Source organism: Marinibaculum pumilum (genome assembly GCF_042646425.1).
Classification (GTDB): domain Bacteria; phylum Pseudomonadota; class Alphaproteobacteria; order Ferrovibrionales; family Ferrovibrionaceae; genus Marinibaculum; species Marinibaculum pumilum.
The window spans coordinates 26,574-51,496 of record NZ_JBHRTR010000031.1 but is presented as its reverse complement, the minus strand read 5'-3'; the positions used below and the strand labels follow the sequence as shown (position 1 = coordinate 51,496).

The 24,923-nt window shown below is 71.1% G+C and carries 19 protein-coding genes; 9 read left to right on the top strand and 10 right to left on the bottom strand.

What is annotated here, in order from left to right; all coding sequences use genetic code 11:
- Positions 1 to 8: 8 nt before the first annotated feature.
- The 3 genes from ACFOGJ_RS17710 to ACFOGJ_RS17700 form a co-directional block, all read right to left on the bottom strand.
- The gene (locus tag ACFOGJ_RS17710; protein ID WP_379902964.1) at positions 9 to 641 is read right to left on the bottom strand and encodes a redoxin domain-containing protein; all 633 of its coding nucleotides are present in this window, start codon (positions 639 to 641) and stop codon (positions 9 to 11) included.
- Positions 634 to 3,081: a protein-disulfide reductase DsbD family protein gene (locus tag ACFOGJ_RS17705; protein WP_379902962.1), complete on the bottom strand. Its 2,448-nt coding sequence runs from the start codon at positions 3,079 to 3,081 to the stop codon at positions 634 to 636. The genes ACFOGJ_RS17710 and ACFOGJ_RS17705 overlap by 8 nt, the downstream gene beginning before the upstream one ends.
- A 150-nt stretch (positions 3,082 to 3,231) precedes the next feature.
- Complete coding sequence (locus tag ACFOGJ_RS17700) at positions 3,232 to 3,906, bottom strand: hypothetical protein (RefSeq protein WP_379902960.1); 675 nt, start codon at positions 3,904 to 3,906, stop codon at positions 3,232 to 3,234.
- A 143-nt stretch (positions 3,907 to 4,049) separates the two neighbouring features.
- Between ACFOGJ_RS17700 and ACFOGJ_RS17695 the strand changes: the two genes are divergently transcribed.
- Both ACFOGJ_RS17695 and ACFOGJ_RS17690 read left to right on the top strand, forming a co-directional pair.
- Complete coding sequence (locus ACFOGJ_RS17695) at positions 4,050 to 6,110, top strand: histidine kinase dimerization/phospho-acceptor domain-containing protein (protein WP_379902958.1); 2,061 nt, start codon at positions 4,050 to 4,052, stop codon at positions 6,108 to 6,110.
- Between the two features lie 140 nt (positions 6,111 to 6,250).
- Positions 6,251 to 7,009, top strand: coding sequence for an SDR family oxidoreductase (locus ACFOGJ_RS17690; protein ID WP_379902955.1), 759 nt, complete (start codon positions 6,251 to 6,253; stop codon positions 7,007 to 7,009).
- Positions 7,010 to 7,068: 59 nt separating this feature from the next.
- On the opposite strand, the gene ACFOGJ_RS17685 is transcribed toward ACFOGJ_RS17690, so the two are convergent.
- Together ACFOGJ_RS17685 and ACFOGJ_RS17680 are read right to left on the bottom strand one after the other, a co-directional pair.
- Positions 7,069 to 8,025 (bottom strand): hypothetical protein, encoded by a 957-nt coding sequence (locus ACFOGJ_RS17685; RefSeq protein WP_379902953.1) that lies wholly within the window; start codon positions 8,023 to 8,025, stop codon positions 7,069 to 7,071.
- Between the two features lie 196 nt (positions 8,026 to 8,221).
- Positions 8,222 to 9,220, bottom strand: a complete 999-nt coding sequence (locus tag ACFOGJ_RS17680; protein ID WP_379902951.1) for a hypothetical protein — start codon at positions 9,218 to 9,220, stop codon at positions 8,222 to 8,224.
- A 169-nt stretch (positions 9,221 to 9,389) separates the two neighbouring features.
- On the opposite strand from ACFOGJ_RS17680, the gene ACFOGJ_RS17675 reads away from it, so the two are divergent.
- From ACFOGJ_RS17675 to ACFOGJ_RS17645, 7 genes are all read left to right on the top strand, one after another.
- A complete protein-coding gene (locus ACFOGJ_RS17675; protein ID WP_379902949.1) occupies positions 9,390 to 9,593 on the top strand; it encodes a hypothetical protein in 204 nt (67 codons plus the stop codon).
- Positions 9,590 to 11,545, top strand: a complete 1,956-nt coding sequence (locus ACFOGJ_RS17670) for a pyrroloquinoline quinone-dependent dehydrogenase (protein ID WP_379902946.1) — start codon at positions 9,590 to 9,592, stop codon at positions 11,543 to 11,545. The genes ACFOGJ_RS17675 and ACFOGJ_RS17670 overlap by 4 nt, the downstream gene beginning before the upstream one ends.
- Before the next feature lie 14 nt (positions 11,546 to 11,559).
- Positions 11,560 to 11,967 (top strand): RidA family protein, encoded by a 408-nt coding sequence (locus ACFOGJ_RS17665; protein WP_379902944.1) that lies wholly within the window; start codon positions 11,560 to 11,562, stop codon positions 11,965 to 11,967.
- Between the two features lie 82 nt (positions 11,968 to 12,049).
- Positions 12,050 to 12,727, top strand: coding sequence for a dimethylsulfonioproprionate lyase family protein (locus ACFOGJ_RS17660; protein WP_379902941.1), 678 nt, complete (start codon positions 12,050 to 12,052; stop codon positions 12,725 to 12,727).
- 282 nt (positions 12,728 to 13,009) lie between these two features.
- The gene (locus ACFOGJ_RS17655) at positions 13,010 to 14,038 is read left to right on the top strand and encodes a cytochrome-c peroxidase (protein WP_379902938.1); all 1,029 of its coding nucleotides are present in this window, start codon (positions 13,010 to 13,012) and stop codon (positions 14,036 to 14,038) included.
- A 43-nt stretch (positions 14,039 to 14,081) separates the two neighbouring features.
- Positions 14,082 to 14,402 carry a cupredoxin domain-containing protein gene (locus tag ACFOGJ_RS17650; RefSeq protein WP_379902935.1) on the top strand — a complete coding sequence of 107 codons (321 nt, stop codon included), beginning with the start codon at positions 14,082 to 14,084 and terminating at the stop codon, positions 14,400 to 14,402.
- Between the two features lie 51 nt (positions 14,403 to 14,453).
- Positions 14,454 to 16,136, top strand: a complete 1,683-nt coding sequence (locus ACFOGJ_RS17645) for a methyl-accepting chemotaxis protein (RefSeq protein ID WP_379902932.1) — start codon at positions 14,454 to 14,456, stop codon at positions 16,134 to 16,136.
- A gap of 34 nt (positions 16,137 to 16,170) precedes the next feature.
- On the opposite strand, the gene ACFOGJ_RS17640 is transcribed toward ACFOGJ_RS17645, so the two are convergent.
- The 5 genes from ACFOGJ_RS17640 to ACFOGJ_RS17620 form a co-directional block, all read right to left on the bottom strand.
- The gene (locus ACFOGJ_RS17640; protein WP_379902929.1) at positions 16,171 to 17,526 is read right to left on the bottom strand and encodes an efflux RND transporter periplasmic adaptor subunit; all 1,356 of its coding nucleotides are present in this window, start codon (positions 17,524 to 17,526) and stop codon (positions 16,171 to 16,173) included.
- Positions 17,527 to 17,529: 3 nt separating this feature from the next.
- A complete protein-coding gene (locus ACFOGJ_RS17635) occupies positions 17,530 to 19,911 on the bottom strand; it encodes an ABC transporter permease (RefSeq protein ID WP_379902926.1) in 2,382 nt (793 codons plus the stop codon).
- An 8-nt stretch (positions 19,912 to 19,919) separates the two neighbouring features.
- On the bottom strand, positions 19,920 to 20,627 hold the full coding sequence (locus ACFOGJ_RS17630) for an ABC transporter ATP-binding protein (protein WP_379902923.1): 708 nt from the start codon (positions 20,625 to 20,627) through the stop codon (positions 19,920 to 19,922).
- A 100-nt stretch (positions 20,628 to 20,727) separates the two neighbouring features.
- Positions 20,728 to 23,661: an adenylate/guanylate cyclase domain-containing protein gene (locus tag ACFOGJ_RS17625; protein ID WP_379902921.1), complete on the bottom strand. Its 2,934-nt coding sequence runs from the start codon at positions 23,659 to 23,661 to the stop codon at positions 20,728 to 20,730.
- 20 nt (positions 23,662 to 23,681) lie between these two features.
- Positions 23,682 to 24,881, bottom strand: coding sequence for an ABC transporter substrate-binding protein (locus ACFOGJ_RS17620; RefSeq protein WP_379902918.1), 1,200 nt, complete (start codon positions 24,879 to 24,881; stop codon positions 23,682 to 23,684).
- Positions 24,882 to 24,923: the final 42 nt, after the last annotated feature.

Genomic DNA, 24,923 nt, shown 5'->3' with positions numbered 1-24,923 from the left:
GCTGCCGCTCAGTGGGTGTATTTCACGCTGCAGCCGTAGGGCCGCGCCGTCGGCGTACCGACGGAGCGCCCGGCCTCCAGGTCCGCCAGCGCCATCCGCACATAGTTGTTGGCATTCTCGACCGACGACCAGCGCGCGGTCGGCTTGTCGTCGATGCCGCCGGCATAGACCAGGGTGCCGTCGGGATTGATGACGAACATGTGCGGCGTGGTCCGGGCCCCATAGAGCCTGCCGATGGTGCCGTCCGGGTCCAGCACCACCTCGCTGGGGGCGGCATCCCGTTCGGCGGTCAGCGCCCTGGCCTCGGCGGCGCTGACATGGCCCTGCAGGCCGGGCGCCGACGAGACGATGCTGATCCAGGTGACCCCCTTGCCGGTGGCCGCCTTCTGCAGCGCCTGCATGTTGCCGGTGCCGTAGTGCTTTTCGACATAGGGGCACTGGTGGTTGGTCCATTCCAGGACCACGGTCTTGCCCTTCAGGTCGGCCAGCGCGATCTCCTGGCCCTCCAGGTTGGTGCCGGTGAATGTCGGCGCGGGCTTGCCCACCTCGGGCGCGGCCTCGGCGGCGCCAAGATCGGCCAGCGACAGGGCGGCGAAGCCCGCCACGGCGGTCAGGACGAAACGACGGGTCAGCTTAAGCATGGTCTGCTCCTGCGGCATGGTCCGGTCGGTCGGAAGGAAGACGGCTGTCGGGATCGATTGCGGGCCGGTCCAGGCCGGCCCGGTCCGCCGCCGCACCGCCCGGAAGGCGCCGCAGGGCGGCCGCGACGCCGGCCTCGGTGAGGATCTGGGGCAGCACCTCGATGCTGCCGTCGGGCGCGAAAAGGACATAGAGCGGGACGCCGCTGCGCCCGAAACGCTCCAGCATGCGGGTGATCTCCGGATCCTGGTTGGTCCAGTCCCCTTTCAGGTAGGCGACGTTGCCCGCTTCGAAAAGCTCCCGCATCGACGCGCTGGAGAGCGCCACCTGCTCGTTCACCTTGCAGGTGATGCACCAGGCCGCGGTGAAGTTGACGAAGACCGGCCGGCCGTCCGCCTGCAAGGCCTGCAGCCGGGCCGGCGAATAGCGTTCCCATGCCGGCCCGCTGCCGGTGCGCGCCTCGCCCGCCGCAGCGGCATCGGCCTGCAGGGCGAGGTCGGGCGGCCGCAGGGAGAAGGTCAGCGCCACCGCGCCGGCCAGCGCCAGCACGGCCGCACCGCCGCCGGCAAGGCGCCAGGCAGGGCGGCGGCCGCCGGCCTGCCCTGCCGACTTGGCGAGCTGCCAGAGCCAGAAGCCGAAGGCCAGCAGCACGGCGCCGCCCAGGACCACGATCACCCCGGTCGGCCCGGCCTGCTGGCTCAGCACCCAGACCAGCCAGGCCGCCGCGGCATACATCGGGAAGGCCAGGACCTGGCGCAGCCGCTCCATCCAGGCCCCGGGCCGCGGCAGGAAGCGCAGCGCGCCGGGCACCCAGGTCAGCAGCAGATAGGGCAGTGCCATGCCCAGGCCGACCGCCAGCAGGACCGCCAGGGCCACGGGCGGCGACCGTGTCAGCGCGAAGCCGATCGCGGTGGCCATGAAGGGAGCGGTGCAGGGCGCCGCCACCGCGCTGGCCAGCACGCCGGTGAGGAAGGCACCGGCATGGCCCGGGCCGCCGCCGGAGCCGGAAAGACGCCCCTGGCCCAGGCCCATCAGCCCCTCCCCCACCGTGAACAGGCCCGAGAGGTTCAGGCCGACCGCCAGCATCAGGTAGGCCATCAACGCGACGAAGACCGGCGATTGCAGCTGAAAGCCCCAGCCGACCGCCGCGCCGCCGGCCTTGACCAGCAGCAGCGCCCCGCCGATCGCCGCGAAGGTGACCAGAACCCCGGCGGCATAGGCCAGGCCGTGCATCCGGATCGCGGATCGCGCCGCGCCTCCCTTCTGCGCCAGGCCGAGGGCCTTCATCGCGATCACCGGGAAGACGCAGGGCATCAGGTTCAGGATGATGCCGCCGGCCAGCGCCAGCAGCAACGCCTCCAGAAGGCCGACACCTGCCAGGGCATCCGGCAGCAGGCCGCCCTGGGCAGGGGCCGCCGGCGCGCCGGGGCGTCCGGCGCCGCCATCGCCGCCGGCACCCGCCGGGACCGCGGCATTGCCGGGACCGGCCTGCAAGGCGGTCTCGAAAGTGAAGCCCTGCACGACCGGCTTCCCGGCGGCGCCGTCCTGCGGCGGCATATGGGCGACCAGCAGGCCCGACAGGGCCGCGCCTGCACCATTGCCGGCATTGGCGGCCGCCTCGGTCCGCAGGACGACGGTGTCGCCGTCCAGCATCGCCACCTGCGGCGCCGCGTTGACGATCACACCGTCGCTGTCGGGAAAGAAACTGAACACGCCGTCGGCGATCGCCGTGTCGCCACCCGCACGCAGCGCCGCCGCCAGTTGCGGTGCTGCGAAGGCAAGGCGCAGCTGGCCATTGTCGAGTGCGGCCCCGACCGGCCAGGGCGACGGGCTCGGCAGGGCCGCCCTGGCGGCATGGAACGCTGCCTGGCGCGCCGCCGTCGGCGGGGCCGGCTCTGCGGCCACGGGGAGGGTCAGGTCGAAGCTGCCATATTCCGGAATGCAGACATCGGCGCAGACCAGCCACTCCGCCTCGGCCTGCAGGGTGACCGGACGGCCGGGCGGCAGGTCCTCGGGCGGGTGGATCCGCACAAGCAGGTCGACGCGGCCCTCATAGCCGAAGTTCATCAGCGGGCCGTAGGGCACCCGCTCCGGCACCGGCCAGGCGATCGGTTCCGCGCGGAAGCCCGGCGGCAGGGTCCAGTCGATATAGGTCGCCTGTCCGGAATCCCCGGGATTGCGCCAGTATGTGTGCCATTCCGGGGCAATATCCTGGCGCAGACTGACCCAGAATGGTTCACCGGCGGCGATCGCTGCCGGCTCCGCGATCAGACTGGCGGCGACCTTGCCGGGCGGCTGCCCGTCGGTCGCGGCCGGCGACGGCAGCGCCGCCAGCAGGACGGCGCACAGCGCCGCCACCGCGCCCAGCAGCCGGCGCCCGCCCGAAATGCGCGGCGCTGGAGCGCGCGGGGTTGGCCGCGCGAAGAGCTTGTCCTGTCTCATGATGCTGCGGAGGGTCCGCCAAGCGCCGCCGCGAGGCAAGGCCGCAAGCGGTCGCAGCGGCGCCGCGGCGCTTCAAGATGACGTGACGAAGATGGCGGCGATCCGCCCTCCCGAGCGGGGCTCTCGATCGCTACCGGGGCGGCGACGGGCTCAGCCTGGCTCCTGGCTGTCGAGGAGACGCTGGATCCGGGACTGTGTCTCCAGGGTCGTCCGCCAGTCGCGGGCATCGCGGACGGTGATGTTCGAGAAGTTGAGGTGCACCAGAACGCGCGGTCCCTGGTAGCGGGCGCTCTGGTTTCGGGATCCCGGGTCCCGCGGTCCCATGAAGGGCAGGAAGGCGACATGCAGGTAGGAGATGCGAAAGGCGATCTGCACCCGGTATTCCGCCGCCACCGGCCGCCCCTCCTGCAGCGCCTTGGCCATGCCGCAGGTGACCGCGTCCGACATTTCCGGGAAGACGCGGCTGTGCATCACCCGGCCGGTAAAGTCGTCGCCCCAGATCCGCCGCACCTCGGCGCCGACGAAAGATGCCCGGAAACGGTCCGATCGCCCGCCGTCGGGAAGCGCCAGAATCGCGCCCGGGACGGCATCCGCCACGTCCAGCGCGGCGACATCGATCCACGGCGGCATGCCGCCGTTGCGGTCGCGCAGGCGATGCCAGACGGCAAACAGCCGCTGGCCGATCAGGTCGGTCGGAAGGTCACGCCGGGTAACGGCGACATGCACCCCTGGCGAATCCCAGGGGCTGCCGCCGGCACCGGCACCCTCACCCGCCGCGCGTTCGGGCCCCTCTCCTCCCGGCAGCGCTGTCTGCGAATAACCCATTGCGCCCCCGCGTCCCAGAAACGAACAGTCCGGTTGTTACCAGCAAGAGTCGGGCCGGTTGCGGGCAGGGACCGCCCCGCCGGGAATGACAGCCTAGACTTTTGTCGAATGGCTTTTCCGCACGCGTTGGAATAACTGGGATCATGACCTTGCCACCAACCGCAGACCTGCCGCCCGATGCCGGCCCGTCCAATGCCGGGCGTGCCGATCCAGGCGGCCTGCCGGTCCCGCCGGCGGGAGGCCGGGCCTACCGGCCGGCAACCGGCAGTGGCCGGGCCCGCCGTGGCGCCTGGTCGTGGCTCGACACCCTGCCCGACCGTTTCCTGCCGGACGGCTTCCCCGCGGACCGGCACAGCCAGATCCGTGCGCGCATCCTGATCGTGATCGGCCCGCTGCTCGGCCTGGGTGCGATGGCCTGGGGGCTGGGTGCGGGAATCGGCCTTGGCATCGCAAAGCCACCCTATATCGGCCTGATCCTGCTGATGCTGGTGGGCAGTATCAACAGCGCCCTGCCCTTCCTGCTGCGCCGCGGCCTGCCGCTGACCGCCCTGTCGGGCGTGCTGGTCGCCACCTTCTTCGTCCAGGGGTTCGTTGCCTGGTGGTTCGGCGGCGGCAGGATCTGGGACTTCATGCAGGTCGTTCCGGTCGGTATCGGGCTTGCCTGCTTCACCATCAGCATGCGCGCCGGCCTGCGCGTGGCCCTGGCGCTTCTGGCCGCCCTGGCCGCCATGTTCTGGCTGAAGGCGACCGGCCATGTCCCGCCCTCCCGCCTGCCGGCCGACCTGCAGGACCTGATGCACTACTACCGTGCCGGCCTCGCCACGGCCGGGGTGCTGCTGATCGTCGCCAACGTGCTGCATGTCAACGACCGGATGGAGGCGCGCTATGCCGAGGCGCAGGCCGCGGCGGAAGCGGGGCTGCGGGCGCGCTCGCGGTTCCTCGGCACCGTCAGCCACGAGCTGCGCACGCCGATCGCCGGCATGATGGGCAGCATCGCCCTGCTCGAAGGCTCCAGCCTGGAGCGCCAGCAGCGCGACTGGCTTGCCGCGCTGCGGCTGTCGACCGAAGCGCTGTCCGGGATCCTGAACGACCTGCTCAACCTGTCCCGGCTGGAGGCCGGCGAGCGCCGCGACCGGCCGCAGCCGATGGCGCCGGCGACCCTGGTGGAAGAGGTCTTCACCCTGTTCAGCGCCCAGGCGGCGTCGAAGGGGATCTGGCTTCGGCGCGACCTGGATCCGGAACTGCCGTCGCACCTGTCGGTCGATGTCGGCGCGTTGCGGCAGGTGCTGATCAACCTGGTCGGCAATGCGGTCCGCGCCACCGATGCCGGCGGCGTCACCATCGCCGCGCGCTGCCTGACTGCCCGCTATGGACTGAACCTGATGGTGACCGTCCGCGACACCGGTCATGGCTTCGATCCGGCGGAGAACCCGCTTCTGGCGGTGGCGCCGGAAAGCGCGGGCGGCGGCGCCGCGGCGCCGCCGGGAAATGCCGTGCAGCGTGGCACCGGCGGCCTGGCGATCTGCGCCCGGCTGATCGCCGGCATGGGCGGCCGGCTTGAAGCCTTCGGCATGCCCGGCGCCGGCGCCAGCTTCCGGCTGACCGTGCCGGTGGAGCGCCTGCATGCCCCGGGCCGCATGTCACCGATGCCGGTGAGCGCGAGGGCGCCCGGCCGGCGCCTCGGACCGGTCGCGGCAGCCGCCGGCGCCCTGCAGGCGACGACGTCCGGCTATGACATCCTGGTCGCCGAGGACAGCGACACCAATCGCATGCTGCTGGGCGCCCTGCTGGAGCGGATCGGGCATCGCCCGCACCTCGTCGCAGACGGCACCGCAGCGCTCGCCGCCGTGCGCGCCGCGGAGCGCGGCCGCAACGGCGTCCAGGCGCAGGATCCGGACCGCGATGCCCGGCTGCCGTCCGAACCGCCCGTGCCCGATCTGCTGCTGCTGGACATCCAGATGCCGGGCCTGACCGGCACCGAGGTCGCGCGGGCGGTGCGGATCGTCCCCGGCCCGCTGCAACGGATCCCGATCCTCGGCCTGACTGCGGATGCAACACCGGAGCACCGGCAGGGCTATCTGGACGCCGGCCTGGACGACCTGCTGTACAAGCCGGTGCGGCTGCCGGAACTGCAGGCCGCGATCGAGCGGCTGATGCAGCAGAGCGGCGAGAACGCGGCCAGCAGCGGGTCCTCGGCCTCCTGACCCCTCGGAGCGGCCGATGGCCCGGGCCGGACCGCATGGACAGGGCGGGCCGGTAGCGGGTAAGCCTCCTCCGGTATTCTGCAGCGCGCCCCTATCAGGCTTCAGGGGGGCCGCGACCATGACGGGGGAGGAACCGCAGGATGAGAGACCTGAAGGACAAGGTGGCCTGGATCACCGGCGCCGGCACCGGCATCGGTGCCGCCGCGGCACTGGCCTATGCGGCGGCGGGCATGCACGTGGTGCTGTCGGGCCGCCGCAGGGAGAAGCTGGAAGAGGTCGCCGCCGCGATCCGCGCGGCCGGCGACAAGGGCGGCGAGATCGTTCTGGAGCCGCTCGACGTCGCCGACGGCGATGCGGTGGAGGCCGTCGCCGCCCGCATCGAGGAGAAGTTCGGCCGGCTCGACATCCTGGTGAACTCCGCCGGCATCAACATCCTGAAGCGCAGCTGGAAGGATGTCAGCCGCGAAGGCTGGGACCAGGTCGTGCGGATCGACCTGGACGGCACCTACTATTGCTGTGCCGCCGTCCTGCCGATGATGCGGCGCCAGAAGGACGGGCTGATCATCAACGTCTCGTCCTGGGCGGGCCGCTGGGTGACGAAGCTGACGGGCCCCGCCTACAACGCCGCCAAGCACGGCGTCTGCGCGATGTCAGAGAGCCTGAACCAGGAGGAATGCGGCAACGGCATCCGCGCCACCGCGATGCTGCCCGGCGAGGTCGCCACGCCGATCCTCGACAACCGCCCGGTGCCGGTCAGCGACGAGGACAAGGCGAAGATGGTGCAGGCGGAGGATACCGGCGAGCTCTGCCTGTTCCTGGCCCGCCTGCCCGCCCATGTCTGCATCAACGAGGTGGTGATCAGCCCCACCCACAACCGGATCTATCTGGGCGCGGCCTGAGCAGGGCCGACCGGATCCCGCCACCTGTGCGCCCGGCGCAGGTGGCGGGCCGGGGCGGCCTACTCCGCCGTCGCGGCCGAGAGCAGCAGGTCGATCTCGCCGCCGGCGGCGAAGCCCATCAGATCCTCCTCCATCCGGTAGGCATTGCCGAACACCAGGCTGGAGAGGGCGCGGTCCATCACCACGCCGCCGAGCAGGCTCATGCCCTGCGCGGGTTCGAACAGGTTCTCGGCATAGATCACCCGCTCTCCGGGCGCCCTCTCTCCCAGCAGGCGGGCGAAATAGCGGGTCTGCGCATTGTTCGCGCGCGGCGCGCGCGGCCCCAGCACCACGACGCGGAGCCGTGCCCAATCCTCCGGCGGCATGGCGGCCCGCCAGCCCTGTACGATCCGGTTCAGCTCCACCATCTGCATCCGCCCGGCATCGGCGGCGTCCGCCAGCCAGAGCGGCCTGATCCGGTCCATCAGGCCGGTGAACGCGGCGCGATCGGGCTGCGGCTCCTGCAGTGCCGTGGCGATATAGTCCTTCGCCGCGGCCAGCATCTGTCGCTGGCGCGCCGCCTGCTCCGCGGTCTGGCCGAGCCCGTCGAGCTGCGGCTCCAGAGCGTCGATGGCGGCGGCGACGTCCTTCAGGTCCTGCTTCCAGCCGGTGCCGTCCGGCAGCCCCTGCAGGGCGGGCACGACCGCCCCGACCAGCCCCAGCACCACATGGCCGACGGACTTCAGGGTGTGGAAGACGGGCGGCACGGAGGTCCGTGTCTCCTGGTTGCCGTCGGCGTTCAACAGGGTGACCTCGCCGCCGATCGCGACCACGATCACCGGTCGCGTTGCCGCCAGGAGCTGTTTACGTGCCTTGCCATAGATGCCCCGCATGACGGTGTTGAACTGCGCGACCTGTGCCGCCGCGGGTCCCTGGCCGTAGCGCCCCTGACCGGAATCGGCCGCCGCGGCGGGCCTGACACGCCCGCCGTCCCCGGCCGAAATCTCTACGGACTGTCCCTTGTCCGCGTCTGCCACCGCGACTGGCGCCGCGAGCAGAAGGGCGGCCGCCGCCGCAAGCGCGCGAACCCGCCAATCATGCCTGATCATTCCTGCCCCTCAGCTTCCTGCCCACGCCGCTCGGCCCCCCCCCCGCGGATCCGCTGGAGTGTAGCCCGTCCCGCGAAACGGCGAAGTCCGACAGATGCCCCCCTTCCGCCCCGGTCGGCGGCGATCAGCGGGGGGCGGCGCCGCTCAGGATGTCGTCCAGGATCGTGCCGGCGGCATAGCCCAGCAGGTCGTGCTCCATCCGGAAGGTGTCGCCGAACACCAGATCGCTCAGGGCGCGGTCCGCGATCGTGGCGGCGTACAGGCCCATGGCGGCTTCCGGTGCGAAGAGGTTCTCCGTATAGATCACACGGTCGCCGGGCGACCGCTCCTTCAGCACGCGCAGGAAATACTGTACCTGCAGGTTGCCTGCGCGCGCGGCACGCACGCCGGTGATCACCACATGCAGCCTGTCCCAGTCCGCCGGGTCCATCGCGGCCCGCCATTCGTCGACGATGCCGTCCAGGGTCGTGAGCTGCGCCCGCGCGGCATCGGCGACATCGGCCAGCCAGAGCGGCTTGATCTCCGCCATCAGCGCTGTGAAGGCCGCACGATCCGGTGCCGCCTGCGGCAATGCGCCGGCGATATAGGTGCGCACCCGGGCCATGATCTTCTTCTGGCGGTCCGCCTGTTCGGTCGACAGGCCGAGCTGGTCGAGATGCGGCTGCAGCGCGGCGATTTCGGCATCGATCCGGCGCAGGGCGTCCTGCCAGCCCGTCCCGGACGAGACGCCGTCCAGGGCCGGGGCCATGGCGCCCGTGAGGCCCAGCACAACGTGGCTGGCCGCCTTCAGGCTGTGATAGAGCGGCGGCGTATAGATACGCCTGTCGCGACCGTCCGCGGTCATCAGGACCACCGTATCGCCACCCACCAGGATAACCGGCCGTGAGGCATCGGCCAGCACGGTGCGGGCAGCCGCATAGCTGCCGCGCATCGCCTTGTTGAAGGTATCGAGCTGCGCCATGGCGGCCGGCGCCCCGCCATCGCCCTCCGCCGCCGATGCGGGGCCGGCGCCGGCAACCAGGGCCAGCGTGGCGCAAAGGCCGAATGCCAGTGCCGCGGCGGCGCTGATCGCACCCGGCCGGGGTCGGCGACCGGCCTGCGCCTGCTCTGTCCTTGCCTGCATCCTCGTCTCCCCCTTCATGGCCCAGCCGCACGCGCCGGCGCGGATACTGCCACATGTGACGCCATTGCGCGCAGATCTCATCTCAGCCTGCCTTGGCCCGCTACGATACATCGGCTAGCGTCGCGCCAATTGTTCCTTTTGCTTCTGGGGGACCGATGCCCCGCCGTCCATGCTGTTGATCATCGCCCTTCTGCTGCTGGCCTGGGGGATGTTCGCCGCGGCCGTCGTGATCATGATGGTCTATGGCATCTTCGCCGATATCGCCCTCAACGAACCGGTCATGGCCGCGATCCTCGCCGCCGGCACGGCCTTTCTGGCGGCGCTGGGATTCCTGATCGCCTGGCTGCAGGCACGCCGGAGGAGCGCGAAATGAACCGCCTCCTGCCTGGCACTCTCGCGGCCGTCGCGCTGCTGCTGTCCGGCCTTGCCATCGCCCAGGACGATGCCGGCTGGCCATCCTATGGCGGCGCTGCCGGCGGCGGCCAGTATTCGCCCGCCGACCAGATCGATGCCGCCAATGTCGGCCAGCTGGAGCAGGCCTGGGTCTACCGCACAGGCGACTTCTCCAACGGCGGCGACGGCAATCGCGCCACCACGTTCGAGGCGAACCCGATCCTGGCCGACGGCACCCTCTACATCTGCACCCCCTACAACCGGGTGGTGGCGCTGGTGCCGGAGACCGGCGCCGAGCTGTGGAGCTTCGAGCCGGATCCGCCGCTGGCGCGCGACTATGACCAGCAGCATTCCCTGATCTGCCGCGGCGTCAGCTACTGGGCGGCAGCCGATGGCGGCGGCGGCACCTGCGAACAGCGGATCATCGCGCCCGTGCTGGACGGCCGCCTGCTGGCGCTGGACGCGCGCTCCGGCGCGCCCTGCACCGATTTCGGCGATGGCGGCAGCCTGGACATCAACGATGCGGATATCTTCGGCGAAGGGGTGCTGAACATCACCTCGCCGCCGGTGATCTTCCAGGACCTGGCCATCGTCGGCACCGCGATCGGCGACAACCAGCGCACCGACATGCCCGACGGGGTGGTGCGCGCCTATGACGTCCGCACCGGCGCGCTGCGCTGGACCTGGGACCCGGTGCCGGCCGACCTGGTGGCAGAGACAGGCGCCGCCAATGCCTGGGCGCCGATGTCGCTGGATACCGGCCGCGGCATCCTCTATGTGCCGACCACCAGCCCCAGCCCGGACTATTGGGGCGGCTTCCGCCCGGGCGACCGGCTCGACGCGGTGAACGCGGTGGTGGCGCTGGACGCCGCCACCGGCACCAGGCTCTGGGCACGGCAGATCATCCATCACGACCTGTTCGACAACGACATGCCGGCGCAGCCCGCACTGACGGAGGTCTATCGCGACGGCCGCACCGTCCCGGCGCTGGTGCAGGCGACGAAGATGGGGCAGCTCTGGGTGCTGGACCGGCTGACCGGGGCGCCCCTGTTCCCGGTGCATGAGCGCGCGGTGCCGCAGAGCGACGTACCGGGCGAGAGCAGCGCCGCGACCCAGCCGGTGCCGTCCCTGCCGAAGCCGATCGCCGACCAGGGCTTCACCGCCGACGACGCCTGGGGCCTCACGCCGCTGGATCGCGACTGGTGCGCCGACACCGTGCGGGAGCTGCGCGCGGACGGCCTCTACACGCCGCCGAGTGTCCGCGGTTCGGTACAGCGGCCGTTCTTCGGCGGCGGCAGCAACTGGGGCGGGGTCGCCATCGACCCGGTGCGCCGGCTGGTGATCGGCAATGTCATGAACCTGGTGCAGTGGGTACGGCTGATCCCGACGGCGGAACTGGACGAGACGGTGGCCGGGCCGCTGGGCGGCGGCGAGCGGGCGCGGCAGAAGGGGGCGCCCTATGGCATGCGCCGCGGCGTCCTGATGTCGCCGCTGGGCGTGCCCTGCAACCCGCCGCCCTGGGGCACCCTGACCGCCGTCGACCTGGATACCGGAGAACGCCGCTGGCAGGTGCCGTTCGGCCGGGTGCCGCTGGTTGCCGGCATGCTGGGGCCGGCGGAATGGGGCAGCCCGAACCTCGGCGGGCCGCTGGTCACCGCCAGCGGGCTGATCTTCATCGGCGCCAGCATGGATGCCCGTATCCGCGCCATCAACGCCTGGACCGGCCAGACCCTGTGGCAGCACGACCTGCCCTTCGACGGCGTGGCGACGCCGATGACCTTCGTCTCGAAGACCGACGGCATGCAGTACGTGGTGCTGGCCGCCGGCGGCTCGTCGCTGCTGCGCAAGCCGCTGGGCGATGCGCTGGTCGCCTTCCGCCTGCCCGCCGGTGCCGCCGCGGCACGGCAGGATGCCCAGACACCATCGGAGTAGGAGGAGGTCAGGCAATGCCCAGGGATGCCATCGACCTGCCGGCCGACGACCCGGCCTTCGGCAGCACAAAGAGTTTCGAGTCGTTCCAGTTCTCGCCCGCGGTGCGGGCACGCGGCTTCGTCTATGTCTCCGGCCAGGTGGGCCGCGCGCCGGACGGCAGCATGCCGGCCGACCTGGCCGAACAGGCGGACCTGGCGTTCCGGCGCATCGGGTTGATCCTGCAGCAGGCCGGGCTCGACTATGACGACATCGTCGAACTGGTCAGCTACCACGTGGACCTGCCCGCACATCTGCCCGGCTTCATCGCGGTGAAGGAGCGCTACATGAAGCCGCCCTACCCCGCCTGGACAATGATCGGCGTCTCCGCCCTCGCCCATCCCGACCTGAAGGTCGAGATCAAGGCCGTCGCCGCGGAGCGCTGACGGGCCGAACCGGAACCCCTGTGCCGCGCGATGCGTTGCCCCGGTCCGGGAGGATTGCGACGGATTGCCGGGAGCCACCGCCATGACGCAGAAGCTGTCGGTCGAGGCCGACTGGTACTACGCCATGCAGGAATTCGACTACGCCTATCGCAATGGCTCCGCCGGCGGCAGCCCGACCATCCGCACGCATATGCGCACCGTGCGCGACCGGCTGGCCAAGGCGCTGGCGGCCGACCCGGCCGTCGAATCACCGGAACCCAAGACGAAACCGGTGCAGGCCCATCTGGAACGGGCCCTGGACAACGGCCTGGACGGGGTGATGCGGTCGATGATCAAGGCGATCGACAACGTGAAGTCGAGCCTCGCCTGGGAATACGGCTATGAGCGCATGCCCCGCCATATCGTGACGAAATACGCCTATGCCGAGCTGCTGGGGCCGTCCGGTCCGGTGGTCTGGCCGGACCTGGTCCTGGGCCTGGTCCTGTTCGCCCCGCGCGCCACCTATCCGGCGCATTGCCACGAGGGCATCACGGAGAGCTATCTCTCCCTCTCCGGCCATTGGAGCGAGAACGACACCGGCGTCTATGCGCCGGGATCCATGGTGCTCAACCTGCCCGGCCATACCCACACCATCACCACGGCCGGACGGGAGCCTGTGCTGCTGGCCTATGCCTGGACCGGCGACCGCGACAGCCTGGCCCATCCGGCAATGAAGTTCAGCCGGCGAAGCAACCGGGCACGGCCCGCGCGCGGCGCATAGCGCCCCCACCGCGCCCCCTCGGCAGGGTCGCACCGCGACAGAAAGGTTGCGACAGCGCATCGCGGCCCAGGTCCAAAGGCCACAGGCGGAACTGACGCAAACCAGCGGCAAGTCCCACCGGACCTGCAGCCGGTGATTATGTGTTTCTGCCAAATATTCCTAGCCATTTTGACTAGCCGCGACTTTACTTTTTTTTCATCCGCAGCGGCGACTTTCTCCCTGTTCAACCAACCGGCTGGTCCGCGCCGCCCCGGCGCGAGCAGCAATCCGAGGGGGGAGTCCATGGGACCGACCAAGGCCACGATCTTCGCCCTGGCCGCAGCCGCATTCTTTGCCGCCGTAACCGTCCACCCGGCCATCGCCGAAGACGTCACGGTGCCGCAGGAAATGAAGGATGCCTACCAGCGTCCCGACCATATCCCGTTCCCGGAAGAGAACCCCTACAGCCCGCAGAAGGTCGCGCTGGGCAAACTGCTGTACTTCGACACCCGGCTTTCCGGCTCGAACATGCTGGCCTGTTCCTCCTGCCACAACCCGGGCTATGGCTGGCAGGACGGCCTGCCGAAGGGTGTCGGCCACGAAATGGCGGAGCTGCCGCGGCGCACGCCGACGATCCTGAACGGGGCCTGGGGCAGCATATTCTTCTGGGACGGTCGGGCCGGGACCCTCGAGGAACAGGCGCTCGGCCCGATCACCGCCGAGAAGGAGATGAACCAGGACCTCGATCAGCTGGTCGACGAACTGGAAGCGATCCAGGGCTACCGGGCGCGCTTCGGCGAGGCCTTTCCCGGCCAAGGCATCACACCGGACACGATCGTACAGGCGATCGCCACATACGAGCGGACCGTCATCGCCAGCCGGGCACCTTTCGACGACTGGATCGACGGCGACGAGGAGGCGATCCCCGACAGCGCCAAACGCGGCTTCGTCGTCTTCAATACCAAGGCCCGCTGCAACCTGTGCCACAGCGGCTGGAACTTCAGCGACGACAGCTTCCACGATATCGGGCTGGCGGACGAGGATCCCGGCCGGGGCAAGTTCCTGCCCGACATTCCGACCATGCAGCATGCCTTCAAGACCCCGGGACTGCGCGACCTGGCACGGCGTGCGCCCTTCATGCACGACGGCTCGCTGCTGACCCTGGACGAGGTCGTGACGCACTACGAGTCAGGCGGCATCCAGCGCCCCAGCCTGTCGCCGGAGATGCAGCCGCTGCGGCTGACTGCGGCCGAACGCGACGACCTGATGGCCTTCCTGGGCACCCTGACCGGCGACCTCGCGCCTGTCGTGCTGCCTGTCCTGCCGCGCTGACCCCTCCGAGCCGCCCCGCAATCCGCAACAGAGGAGCCAACCGATGTCCCGCTTCACCCTCGTCCTGGCCCTGGCCGGCAGCCTGTCTGCCGGCATCGCCCTCGCTGCCGACATCACAGTCCGGCAGAAGGGCAGCACCTTCGACCAGGAGAAGGTCACCGTCCGGGTGGGCGAGGAGATCGTCTTCCTCAACGACGACAGGGTCGCCCACAACGTGATGTCCGCATCCGGCGGCAACAAGTTCAACCTGGGACTGCAGAAGCCGGGCGACAGTCAGGCCATCGCCTTCGAGAAGGCGGGCCGGGTCGATGTGCGCTGCGCGATCCACCCGAAGATGAAGATGGTGATCGAAGTCACCGAATAGGCTGCCGACCGTCCGACCGGTCCCCTGCGGCCTCCTGCCCCGGAGCGTTCCATGTCGATCCGCATGAAGCTTGTTGCCGGCTTTCTTCTTCTCGTTCTGCTCGCCACCGGACAGGGGCTCTATGCGCTTCGGGCGGTGACCTCGGTCGGCGAGCTGGTCACCGGCATGTATGACGGCCCGCTGATGGGCATCAGTCATGCCCGTGCCGCACAGACCGATTTCGCGGCGGCGGCGCGCCACATGAGCCAGGCGATCAGCCTCTCCCAGAGCTTCGGTTCGGAAGTGGACCGGGCCGCGATCGATGCCGCCTACGAGGCCTTCCAGGGCAATCTGGACGTGGTTCGCGAGCGTCTCGCCGGCGACCCGTTGGCGGTGTCCCAGGCGGACTCGATCCAGGCCCTGGCAGCCGACTGGAAGGCGAAGGGCGACATGATCCTGACCGGCCGCACAGTCGACGGTGCACCGATCACCAGCCTGCCGACCCTGACCGTCGTGCAGCGTCAGGACGCACAGATCGCCAGCGATCTCACCGCCCTGGTCGAGGAGGTGGCGGTGCATGGCTATACATTCCGCAGCGAGGCCGAGGAGATCGTAGCCGCCGACCTGCAGATCACGCTGGCCTTGCTGGGCTTGATCGTGGTTGCCGGTCTGACGGCGGCGGCCCTGCTGGCACGCGGCATCGTGCGGCCGATCCGCACTGCCGTCGCCGCGGCCGAGCGGGTCGCCGGCGGCGATCTGGAAGGGACCCTTGAATCGGGTCGCCGGGACGAAGCCGGCGCCCTGCTGCGGGCGCTCGGGCGGATGCAGGCGAGCCTGCGCGAGGAGCGGGTCGCCCAGGCCGAACGACAGGCGGAAAAGGAGCGCGAACAGGCGCAGCGCGAGCAGCGCCAGAGCGCCATCGAGGCCACGATTCGCGCATTCGAGAGCGAGATCGAGACGGTCCTGGGCGCGGTCACGGGTGCCGTCGGCACGACGATGACGACGGCCGAGAGCCTGGCGTCGGTGGCGCAGGAATCCGACCGCCAGACCGGCGAGGTGGCGCGGGAAAGCGAGGTCTCCGCCGGCAGCATCCAGACCGCCGCCGCCGCTGCGGAGGAACTCGCCGCCTCCACCGGCGAGATCGGCCGCCGGGTCTCGGATTCGAGCCGCATCGCGCGCGACGCCGTCACCGAGGCCGAGCATACCCGCGACACGATCGAAGGCCTGTCCCGCGCCGCACAGAAGGTCGGCGAGGTGGTCACCCTGATCCAGGAAATGGCGGAGCAGACCAACCTGCTGGCCCTGAACGCGACCATCGAGGCCGCCCGGGCGGGAGTGGCCGGCCGCGGCTTCGCTGTCGTGGCCGCCGAGGTGAAGAACCTCGCGAACCGCAGCGCGAAGGCGACGGAGGAGATCACCGGGCAGATCGCCGCCATCCAGGCGGCGACCGGTAACGCGGTCGGCGTGATCCAGGGCATCGGCCGCACCATCGGCACGATCAGCGACCATGCCACCAGCATCGCCGCCGCTGTCGAGCAGCAGGGAGCCGCCACGCAGGAGATCAGTCGCAGTGTGCAGGAGGCCGCGGGCTCCAGCGCACAGGTGACCGCCGGCATGGGGCAGCTGTCGCGGAACGCGACGGAAACCGGCGAGGCCGGCGGTCGCATGCTGGACGTGGCCCGTGACCTGTCCCGGCAGTCCGAACGCATGACCCAGCTGGTCGACGGCTTCCTGGGGCAGATGCGCGCCGCCTGACCACCGCCCCCGGGGCGGCGCGGACCGCTTCCGCTCAGTCGCCCGGCGCCGTGACCTGGCGCTGCGCCACCCGCATGCCGTCGGCAATCCGGTCGGAGGGATAGAGGACCACATCGTCGCCGGCCGACAGCCCGTCCAGAACTTCCGCGCGGATGCCGTTGTTGTGGCCGATCGCCACTGGGCGCATGCGGGCGCGGCCGTCCTCCGCCACGAAGACCGCCCATTCGGCGCCGTTGCGGAACAGGGCGCTGGACGGCACCGTCAGCAGGTCGGCGGCTTCCCAGACCACGATGCGGACCGTGACCCGGAAGCCATGGCCCAGCCCAGGGCGCTCCTGCGGCGGGTCGATGATGCGGATCACCGCGTTCACGCGCTGCTCTTCCACCCCCAGGGCAGAGACCTTGGTGAAGCCGTAGGGTTCCACCCGCACCACCTCGCCGTGCAGCGGCGCACCACCGCCCCAGGCGTCGATCATCACCGGATCGCCCTCGGCGACCCGGACCGCGTCGGTGGACAGCAGCTCCGCGACTACCTCCAGGTCGGACAGCGGGTCGCCGATCACCAGGATCGGCGTGCCGGCCAGCACCATCGCCTCGCTTTCCTGGAGTACCTGCAGCACGACGCCGCCGACCGGTGCGCGGATGGTGACCGTGTGGGGACCGGCCTCCGCCAGCGCCTGACCCGTTGCGAGGCCGCCGTCCGGCCCGTTGCCGCCCGAACCGTTGCCCCCCGAACCGTTGCCGCCCGAACCGTTGCCGCGGGGCCCCAGCAGGCGGGCCTCGACATTCGCCATCTCCGCCTGGCGGACCCGCACCGCGGCGCGCGCCGTCTGCAGGGCGGCCTGGGCGGAGGCATGCGCCAGGGCGAGCCGGTCGAGATGGGCCTGCGAGATCACGCCGCGCTCCAGCAGCTTGCGGGCCCGGTCCAGCTCGGTGCCGGCGAAGGTCAGCTCGGCGCGGGCGCGCTCCTCCTCCGCCTTGGCGAGGGCCAGCGCCGCCTCCGCGCTTTCCATGTCGGCGCGGGCCTGGCTTTCCGCCCGCAGGTCCAGGAAGGCCGGCTCGCCCGGCAGCAGCCGCGCCAGCTGCGTCGCCTGCCCCTCCACCCGGTCGCCGGGCTCCGCCTCGATCCGCAGCAGGCGGCCCGTGACGGGCGCGGAGACGACATAAGCCTCCCGCACCCGGGTCTTCGCCTCCTCCTCCACATTCACCTGCAGGGCGGTGCGGCGCACCTCGCCCAGGTCCACCAGGACCGGCCGCGGCCAGAAGGCATTGACCAGGGCCGCCGCGAGCAGCAGCGCCAGCAGCAGGGTCAGGCGCCCCCTGGTGAGCAGGCGCCGCCGCATCGGCACAGCCTTCGTCTTCGTCTCTTCGGCACCGTCGCGCCCGGTCATGCGCTACTCCCGCGTCTTCAGAACGGCCACAAGGTCCAGCCGCGCCACGTCCCGCTGCACCAGCCAGCCGGAGACGAGGGCCGCCCCCAGCACCACCAGCGCCGCATTGCCATAGCCGTCCGGCGCGATCACCACCGGGATCCGGTACAGGTCGGTGGAGAAGGCATCGGCGATGAACAGCGACAGGCCATAGCCCAGCACGGCGCCCAGCGGCAGGGCCAGCAGGGTCAGCACCGCCAGCTCCCCCAGCAGGATGTAGCCGGCCTCCCCCCTGGTCAGGCCGAGCACCCGCAACGAGGCGAGGTCCCGCGCCCGTTCCGCCAGCGCGATCCGTGCCGCGTTGTAGACCACGCCGATGGCGATCAGGGCGGCGAACAGGGTCATCGTCCAGCGGAACACGCCGGAGCCCTCGTCCACCATGCGCCGGAAGGCCGCCTTCGCGTCGGCCCGGATGCTGACGCCGGCGACCTGCGGCATCTCCTTCAGCCCTGCCGCCAGGGCCTCGATCTGCGCCGGGTCGACGCTCAGATGCACGGCGGAGATCCGCGGCCCCTCCCCCGCCAGGCGGTTCAGCCGCTCCAGGTCCATATAGGCGCCGGTGCCGATCAGGGTGTCGGCGATACCGGCAATCGGGACGGAGAGGGTGGGCCGGCGTCCCTCCCGCACCTCGACCAGCACCTGTTCGCCGGCGGAGAGGCCCAGCAGCTCCGCCAGCGCCCGCGACAGGACGATGCCGCGCTCCGGCATCGCCACCGGCGCCAGGTCGGCGGTCAGGGCCCGGCTCAGGCGGGGCTGCGGCCCCAGCCCGGTGATGCTCCCCAGCCGGCTGGAACGGCCGCCCACCAGCCGCACGGCGACCTCGCGCACCGGCTCCGCCGCCATCACGCCGTCCATCTGCCGCAGCGCCAGCGCCGCGTCCGGGCCGCGCGGCTCCCGGAAGGTGACGGTGACATCCGCCCGCTCCGCGACGTGGAAGCTGATGTCGATCATCGCCGCCACCGCGTCGCGGTTGAAGTTCATGGTGACGGTGAGCGCCATCGCCGCGGCGATGCCGAAGCAGGTCAGGCCGGCGCGCAGCGGCTGTCGCGCCAGGCGCCGCAGCACCATGCGACTGGGCTGGTCGAGCAGACCTTCCAGCCGGCGCAGGCCGCCCGCGGCACGGGCATAGACCTGCGGCGCCGGCGGCCGCATCGCCTCCGCCGGGGTCAGCCGCACCGCGCGGCGCACCGCCAGGACGACCCCCAGCGCCGCGGCCGCCAGGGCGGCGGCGACCGCGACCGCCATCGCCGCCGGCGGCGGCCGGAAGATCAGGTAGGGGAAGTGGTAGAACTGCTGGTAGACGCGGGCGATCTCCGCCCCCAGCCAGTTGCCGGTGGCGCAGCCGAACAGCCCGCCGGCCAGGACGATCGCGGCGACGAAGCGGGCATAATGCCCGGCCACCTGGCGGTCGCCATAGCCGAAGGCCTTCATCAGGCCGATCTCCTGGCGCTCGGACTCGATCAGGCGGGACACCACGATGTTCAGCAGGAAGGCCGCCACCGCCAGGAAGATCGGCGGCAGAACCCGCCCCATCATGTGCAGCTGCTTCAGGTCCTCGGTCAGGAAGCGGTCGGAGACATGGTCGCTGCGCGGATAGGCGCCGGTGCCGCCATAGGGCGCCAGGATCCGGTCGATGCCGGCGATCGTGGCCGGTGCCGAGGCGCCGGGCGACAGGGTCACCAGGGCCTCGTTATAGGCGCCGTCCAGGTCGAACGCCGCGGCCAGGCTGTCGCCGTCCAGCCAGACCACGGCGAAGCGGCGGTCGTCGGGGGTCAGTTCCCCCGGCGGGATCGAATAGACATGCTCCGGCGACAGCGCAGTGCCGGTGATCGCCAGCGCCCGCCGGCGCCCGTTCATCGTCACCTGCAGCCGGTCGCCGGGGCCCAGCCCGCGCGCCTCCGCGAAGGGGGCCAGCAGCAACGCCTCATCGGCGGCGCCGGCTTCGGGCAGGCGGCCGGAGACCAGGTGGATCCGGTTCGCCGCACCGGCCCCATTGCCGCCCGCCGGCAGCGACACCGCCCGGCCGGAGACCGGCGCCGCCTCCTCCGGCAGGTCGACCAGGACCTGCGCCGCCACACGACCGGCGACCGCGGTCACCCCCGGCAGGTCGGCGATCTGCGCCAGGGTGCGGCGCGGCGCGCGCACCGTCGGCGCGAAGATGTCGGCGAAGCGGTACTGCTCGTAATAGGCGGCGCGGGTATCGGACAGGGCCGCCAGCATGCCGGCCGACATCACGTAGAGCGCGATGCCGGAGCCGATCACCAGGGCGATGGCCAGCGCCTGGCCGCGGATCCGCCACAGGTCGCGGACGAGCTTCCGGTCCAGGGCGGTGAAGGTCGGTCGCATGGCCGGCGCTACCAGGCGATCTCGGTCGCGGCGACCGGTTCCGCATTCCGCACCACCTCGCGGATGCGGCCATCGGCGAAATGGATCACCCGGTCGGCCAGCCGCGCGGTGGCGGCGGCATGGGTGACGATCAGGACCGTGGTGTCCATGCGGCTGTTAAGGTCCTGCAGGACCTGCAGCACCGCGGTGCCGGTCCGGGAATCCAGCGCGCCGGTCGGCTCGTCGCAGAACAGGACGGTGGGGCGCTTGGCGATCGCGCGGGCGATGGCGACCCGCTGCTGCTCGCCACCGGACAGCTCGGCCGGGAAATGCCCCACCCGCTCGCCCAGCCCGACCAGGAACAACGCCTCCCGCGCCGGCAGCGGGTCGGGCGCGATCTCGGTCACCAGCTCGACATTCTCCAGCGCCGTCAGGCTGGGCATCAGGTTGTAGAACTGGAAGACGAAGCCGACATGGTCGCGCCGGTAGCGGGTCAGCCCGTCATCGTCGAGGGCGGACAGCTCCGTGTCGCGGAACCAGGCATGGCCGCCGCTGGGCCGGTCGAGCCCGCCCAGGATGTTCAGCAGGGTCGACTTGCCGCTGCCCGACGGGCCCAGCAGCACCACCAGTTCGCCGTGCGGGATCTCCAGGTCGACGCCGCGCAGCGCATGCACCGCCGCCGGCCCCTCGCCATAGACCTTCGTCAGCCCCTCGGTGCGAAAGGTGAGGTCGGCCATCGCCCTCTCCGTGCCGGTGCCACGGCGGATCGGCCGCCCGCGCATGCCCCTTGGTAGGACGACAGACCGGAGGTTGTAACGGCCGCAAACTGACGCAGGTTCAGCCGGACAGCCGCTCCAGCGCCTGGCGCAGCATGGCCTGCGCCTCCGCCCGCTCCGTCGGCGACATCAGGTCGGGATCGGCCTCCAGCTTCAGATGCGCCGCCTCGGCACGGATCCGGCGCTGCGCCTGGGCCGCAGCCTCCTCCGCGTCCAGCACGCGGTAGGTGGTGACCGGCTCGGCGATCCCCTTCACCGTGATCTTGCCATGCTCCTCGCAGGCGATCTCGTCCTTCACCAGGGCATGGGTCTCGTAGGAGACCAGGATCTCGCCCGGCGGCGCCGCCGTTTCCAGCCGCGCGGCCAGGTTCACGCCGCCGCCGATGATGGTGTAGTCCATCCGGTCTTCGCTGCCGAAATTGCCGACGGTGCAATAGCCGGTATTGATGCCCATCCGGGTCTGCATCGGCTTCTCGATGCCGGCATCGCGCCAGATCTTCTGCAGCTGGCGCATCCGCTGCCGCATCTCCACCGCCATCCGCAGGCAGGCCAGCGCGTCCTCGCGCACACCCTTCGAGGTCGGGTCGCCGAAGAAGATGACGATCGCGTCGCCGACATACTTGTCGATGGTGGCGCCGTGGGCGAGCGCGATCTTCGACATCTCGGTCAGGTACTGGTTCAGGACCTGGGTCAGGTCCTCCGATTCCATCCGGTCGGCGGTCTCGGTGAAGCCGGCGATGTCGGAGAAGAACACCGTCAGCTTCTTGCGCTGGCTGGCGATCTTCACCTCCTGCCGGCCGGTGAAGATGCTCTCGTAGACCTGCGGCGACAGATACTTCGCAAGCTGGCTGGAGAGCTGCTCCAGCGCCTGGGTCTTGCTGGCCAGCTCCTGCTCGCGCTGCTTCAGCTCGGTGATGTCGGAATAGAGCGCCACCGTGCCGCCATCCTCGGTCTTGCGCTCCGACACCAGCACCCACAGCTCGCCGCGACGGTGGATATGGGCCGGTCCCGGATTGCGGTGCTTGGCGACCCGCTCCGCCACCCATTCGTCGACCCGGCCCTTGGCATCCTGCACATAGCCGCGCTCCGCGGAGCGGCGGATGATCTGCTCGAAGGTCATGCCGGGCACCACCTCGCCGGCCAGCCCGGGATGCATCAGCTGCTGGTACTTGGTGTTGGCGACCACCAGCCGGTCGTCGGAATCGTAGAGGGAGAAGCCCTCCGAGATGCTCTCGATCGCGTCCTGCAGGCGCGACCGGGTCTCGCGGATCTCACGCAGGTTGCTCTGCTGCATCTCGATCGCCGTGTCGCGGAACACGCCCAGCGCCTGCGCCATCCGGCCCAGCTCGTCGCGGCGGTCGCGGCCGGGAATGTCCACCGCCGTGTCGCCGCCGGCCAGGGCCGACATCGAGGCGGTGATCCGTTCCAGCGGATGCAGGATCTGCGGCACCACATAGAGGCCGAGCAGGATCGCCGCCGCGACCAGGCTGATCGCGGTGAAGAGCAACATCGCCAGCTGGCCGGCACTGATCGCGGCGGAGGTGCCGCTCGCCGCCGCCTCGCTCTGGGCCCGGGCGGCCCGGACCAATGCGGCGACCTCCGTGCCGATCGCGTCCGCCAGACGGCGGCTGTCCTCCAGCGCGGCGGCCGCCTGCGCCTGGTGGTGCAGCTCGTCGCGGCGCGTCGTGAACAGGCTGTCCTCGCCGCGGCCAAAGTCCAGCAGGCCCGACGCCGCCGCCTTGATCGGCTCCGGATGCAGGGTCGGCGGCAGCTCCGCCAGCATCCGGGCGATCGTGGCCTCGGCGGCCGTGAAGCGCTCCGTCAGCGGCCCCAGCATGCTGGGATCCGGCACGTTGGCGGCATCCGACAACAGGCCCCAGACCAGGTTGCCCTCCGCCCGGATGGTCAGCAGGGTGTGCAGCAGGCTGGTGCCGATGTCGATCAGGCCAGTGACGATCTCGCCGCTGGTGCGGGAGACCTCGGCCGTCTCGGTCACCAGGTTGAAGGAGGCGTCGTCGACCATCGGCGCCAGCTGCAGCAGCAGCGCCTCGTGCGCCTGCCGCATCGCCGCGGCCTCCTGGCCCAGGACCGCCACCTCCTCTCCCGTGCCACCGCCGCCGGCGACGGCCGCGCGCTGGGCGAAGATGCCGCCGGCCGGGTCGCCATAGGCGAGCATCGCCTCCACCGCCTCCTGCAGCGCACCGAGTTCGCCGCCGGCAATGCCGCCGCGCGGCGCCAAGTCCTGCAGCCGGCGCCGGATGGTATCCGCCGCGGCAGTGAAGCGTTCCTCCAGGGGCGGCAGTCGCGCAGGATCCTCGACGAAGGCTGCCTGGCCCATCAGGCCGGCCGCCAGGTTGGTCTGCGATTCGATGGTCAGAAGGGCGTCGATCCGGCCGACGCCGCCCTCCACCAGGCGGGAGATCGCGCGCCGCCCCTGGCTCGCCTCGCGCTCGCCGCTGATCACCATGTCGAACACGGCATCGTCGATCAGCGGCTCCAGGGTCTCCGCGAACTTCTGGTGCCGGTCCGCCAGGCGGGCAACCAGCACTTCCCGCCGGTCGCCGTCGCGCAGCGCGGCCCCTGTCGATGCGGTCAGGTCCTCCAGGGTCGCCCCGACCTGGGCCTGGTGGCCGGTCAGATGCGCCGTCGCCTCCGGCACCAGTTCGGCGGAGCGTAGCTGTTCCACCAGCCCGGCCATGTCGGCCAGCCTGCGGTCCATCCGCGCCTCGCGCCGCGCCAGTTCCGCGGCGGTGGCGGAGGCGGCGAGCGCCGGCGCCGCGGCAGCGACCTCGGAACTCATCTCCTCCAGCGACAGGGCGGTGACCATCGCCGGCAGGCTCTGCGCCGTCACCCGGCCGACCGCCGCCTCGATGTCGCGGAAGACGATCCAGGCCACCAGGCTGGCCAGCAGGGTCAGCAGGACCAGCAGGCCGACCGCCAGGAACAGGCGCGCCTTGATGCCGAAGCGGACCGGGGCGGACGCGGTGCCGGCCACCGCCCCCCGTTCCCTGCCCTTCACTGCGTGGCGTCGGCCGGGCGCGGCAGGGCCGCCGCCGGCAGGGTGCTGCGCGACAGCCGGTCCACCGCGCGATAGCTGCCGTCGCGTTGCAGGACGGTCAGGAAGACCCGGTCCAGGCCCTGGTTGTCGCGCGGGCCGAAGCGCAGTTCCAGCCCGTCCAGGTCGATCGCCTCGCTGGCGGTCACCGCCTCCAGGAAACGCTCCCGGGTGACGGGCTCGCCCATCCGCTGCAGCACCGCGATGGTCAGTCGTGCCGCGATATACCCCTCCAGGGAGACGAAGCCGGGCTCCGCTTTCGGATCCTGGCGCTGCAGCGCGGCCTGGTAGGCCGCCACCAATGGCAGGCCGGCATCGGTCGGCAGCGGCACGACCTGGGTGACGACCACCCCCTCGCCGGCCCGACCCAGGCTTTCCGCCAGCGCCTTGCTGCCGACGAAGGAGATGTTGACGAACAGCGGGCGGAAGTCGATCCGCTGCGCGACCGTGATGAAGGTGGCGGCCGGCGCATAGGCGCCGACGATCACCACCGCCTGGGGCTGCGCCTTGCGGATCGTCAGCAGCGCCCGCTTCACCGCCGTGGTGTTGCGCATGTAGACGCCTTCGGCGACCAGCGCCATGCCGCGCCGCTCCAGCGCCGCCTGCACCCCTTCCAGCCCGGCGCGGCCGAAGCTGTCGTCCTGGTACAGGATGGCGATCCGGTTCAGTCCCAGGTCGTTGGTCAGGTGGTGGATCCAGGCCTCCGTCTCCTGGGCGTAGGAGGCACGGATATTGACCACGTTGGACAGCTCCGGCGCCCGCAGGAAGCCGGCGCCGGTGAACGGCGCGATGAACGGCACGCCGGCCTCGGTGGCGAGCGGCTGCACGGCGCGGGAGGTGGGCGTGCCGACCTCGCCGATCAGGGCGAAGACCCGGTCCTGCTCGATCAGGCGGCGGGTATTGGCGATCGCCTGGGCGGGCTCGTAGCCGTCGTCCAGCGAGACCAGCTCCAGCTGCCGGCCCAGCACGCCGCCGGCATCGTTCGCCTCCCGGAAGGCGGCCAGGATGCCGGTGCGCATGTCGCGCCCCAGCGCCGCGGCGGGCCCTTCGAACGCGGCGGACTGGCCGAACAGGATCCGGCTGTCGGTGACCCCCGGTACGGCCCCGTCCTGGGCCAGAGCCCGCGTTCCGTCGGACAGGGTGCCGGCCAGCACAGACACTGCAATTGTCAGGATAGCGATAGTCCGCCGCATTCAATCCAC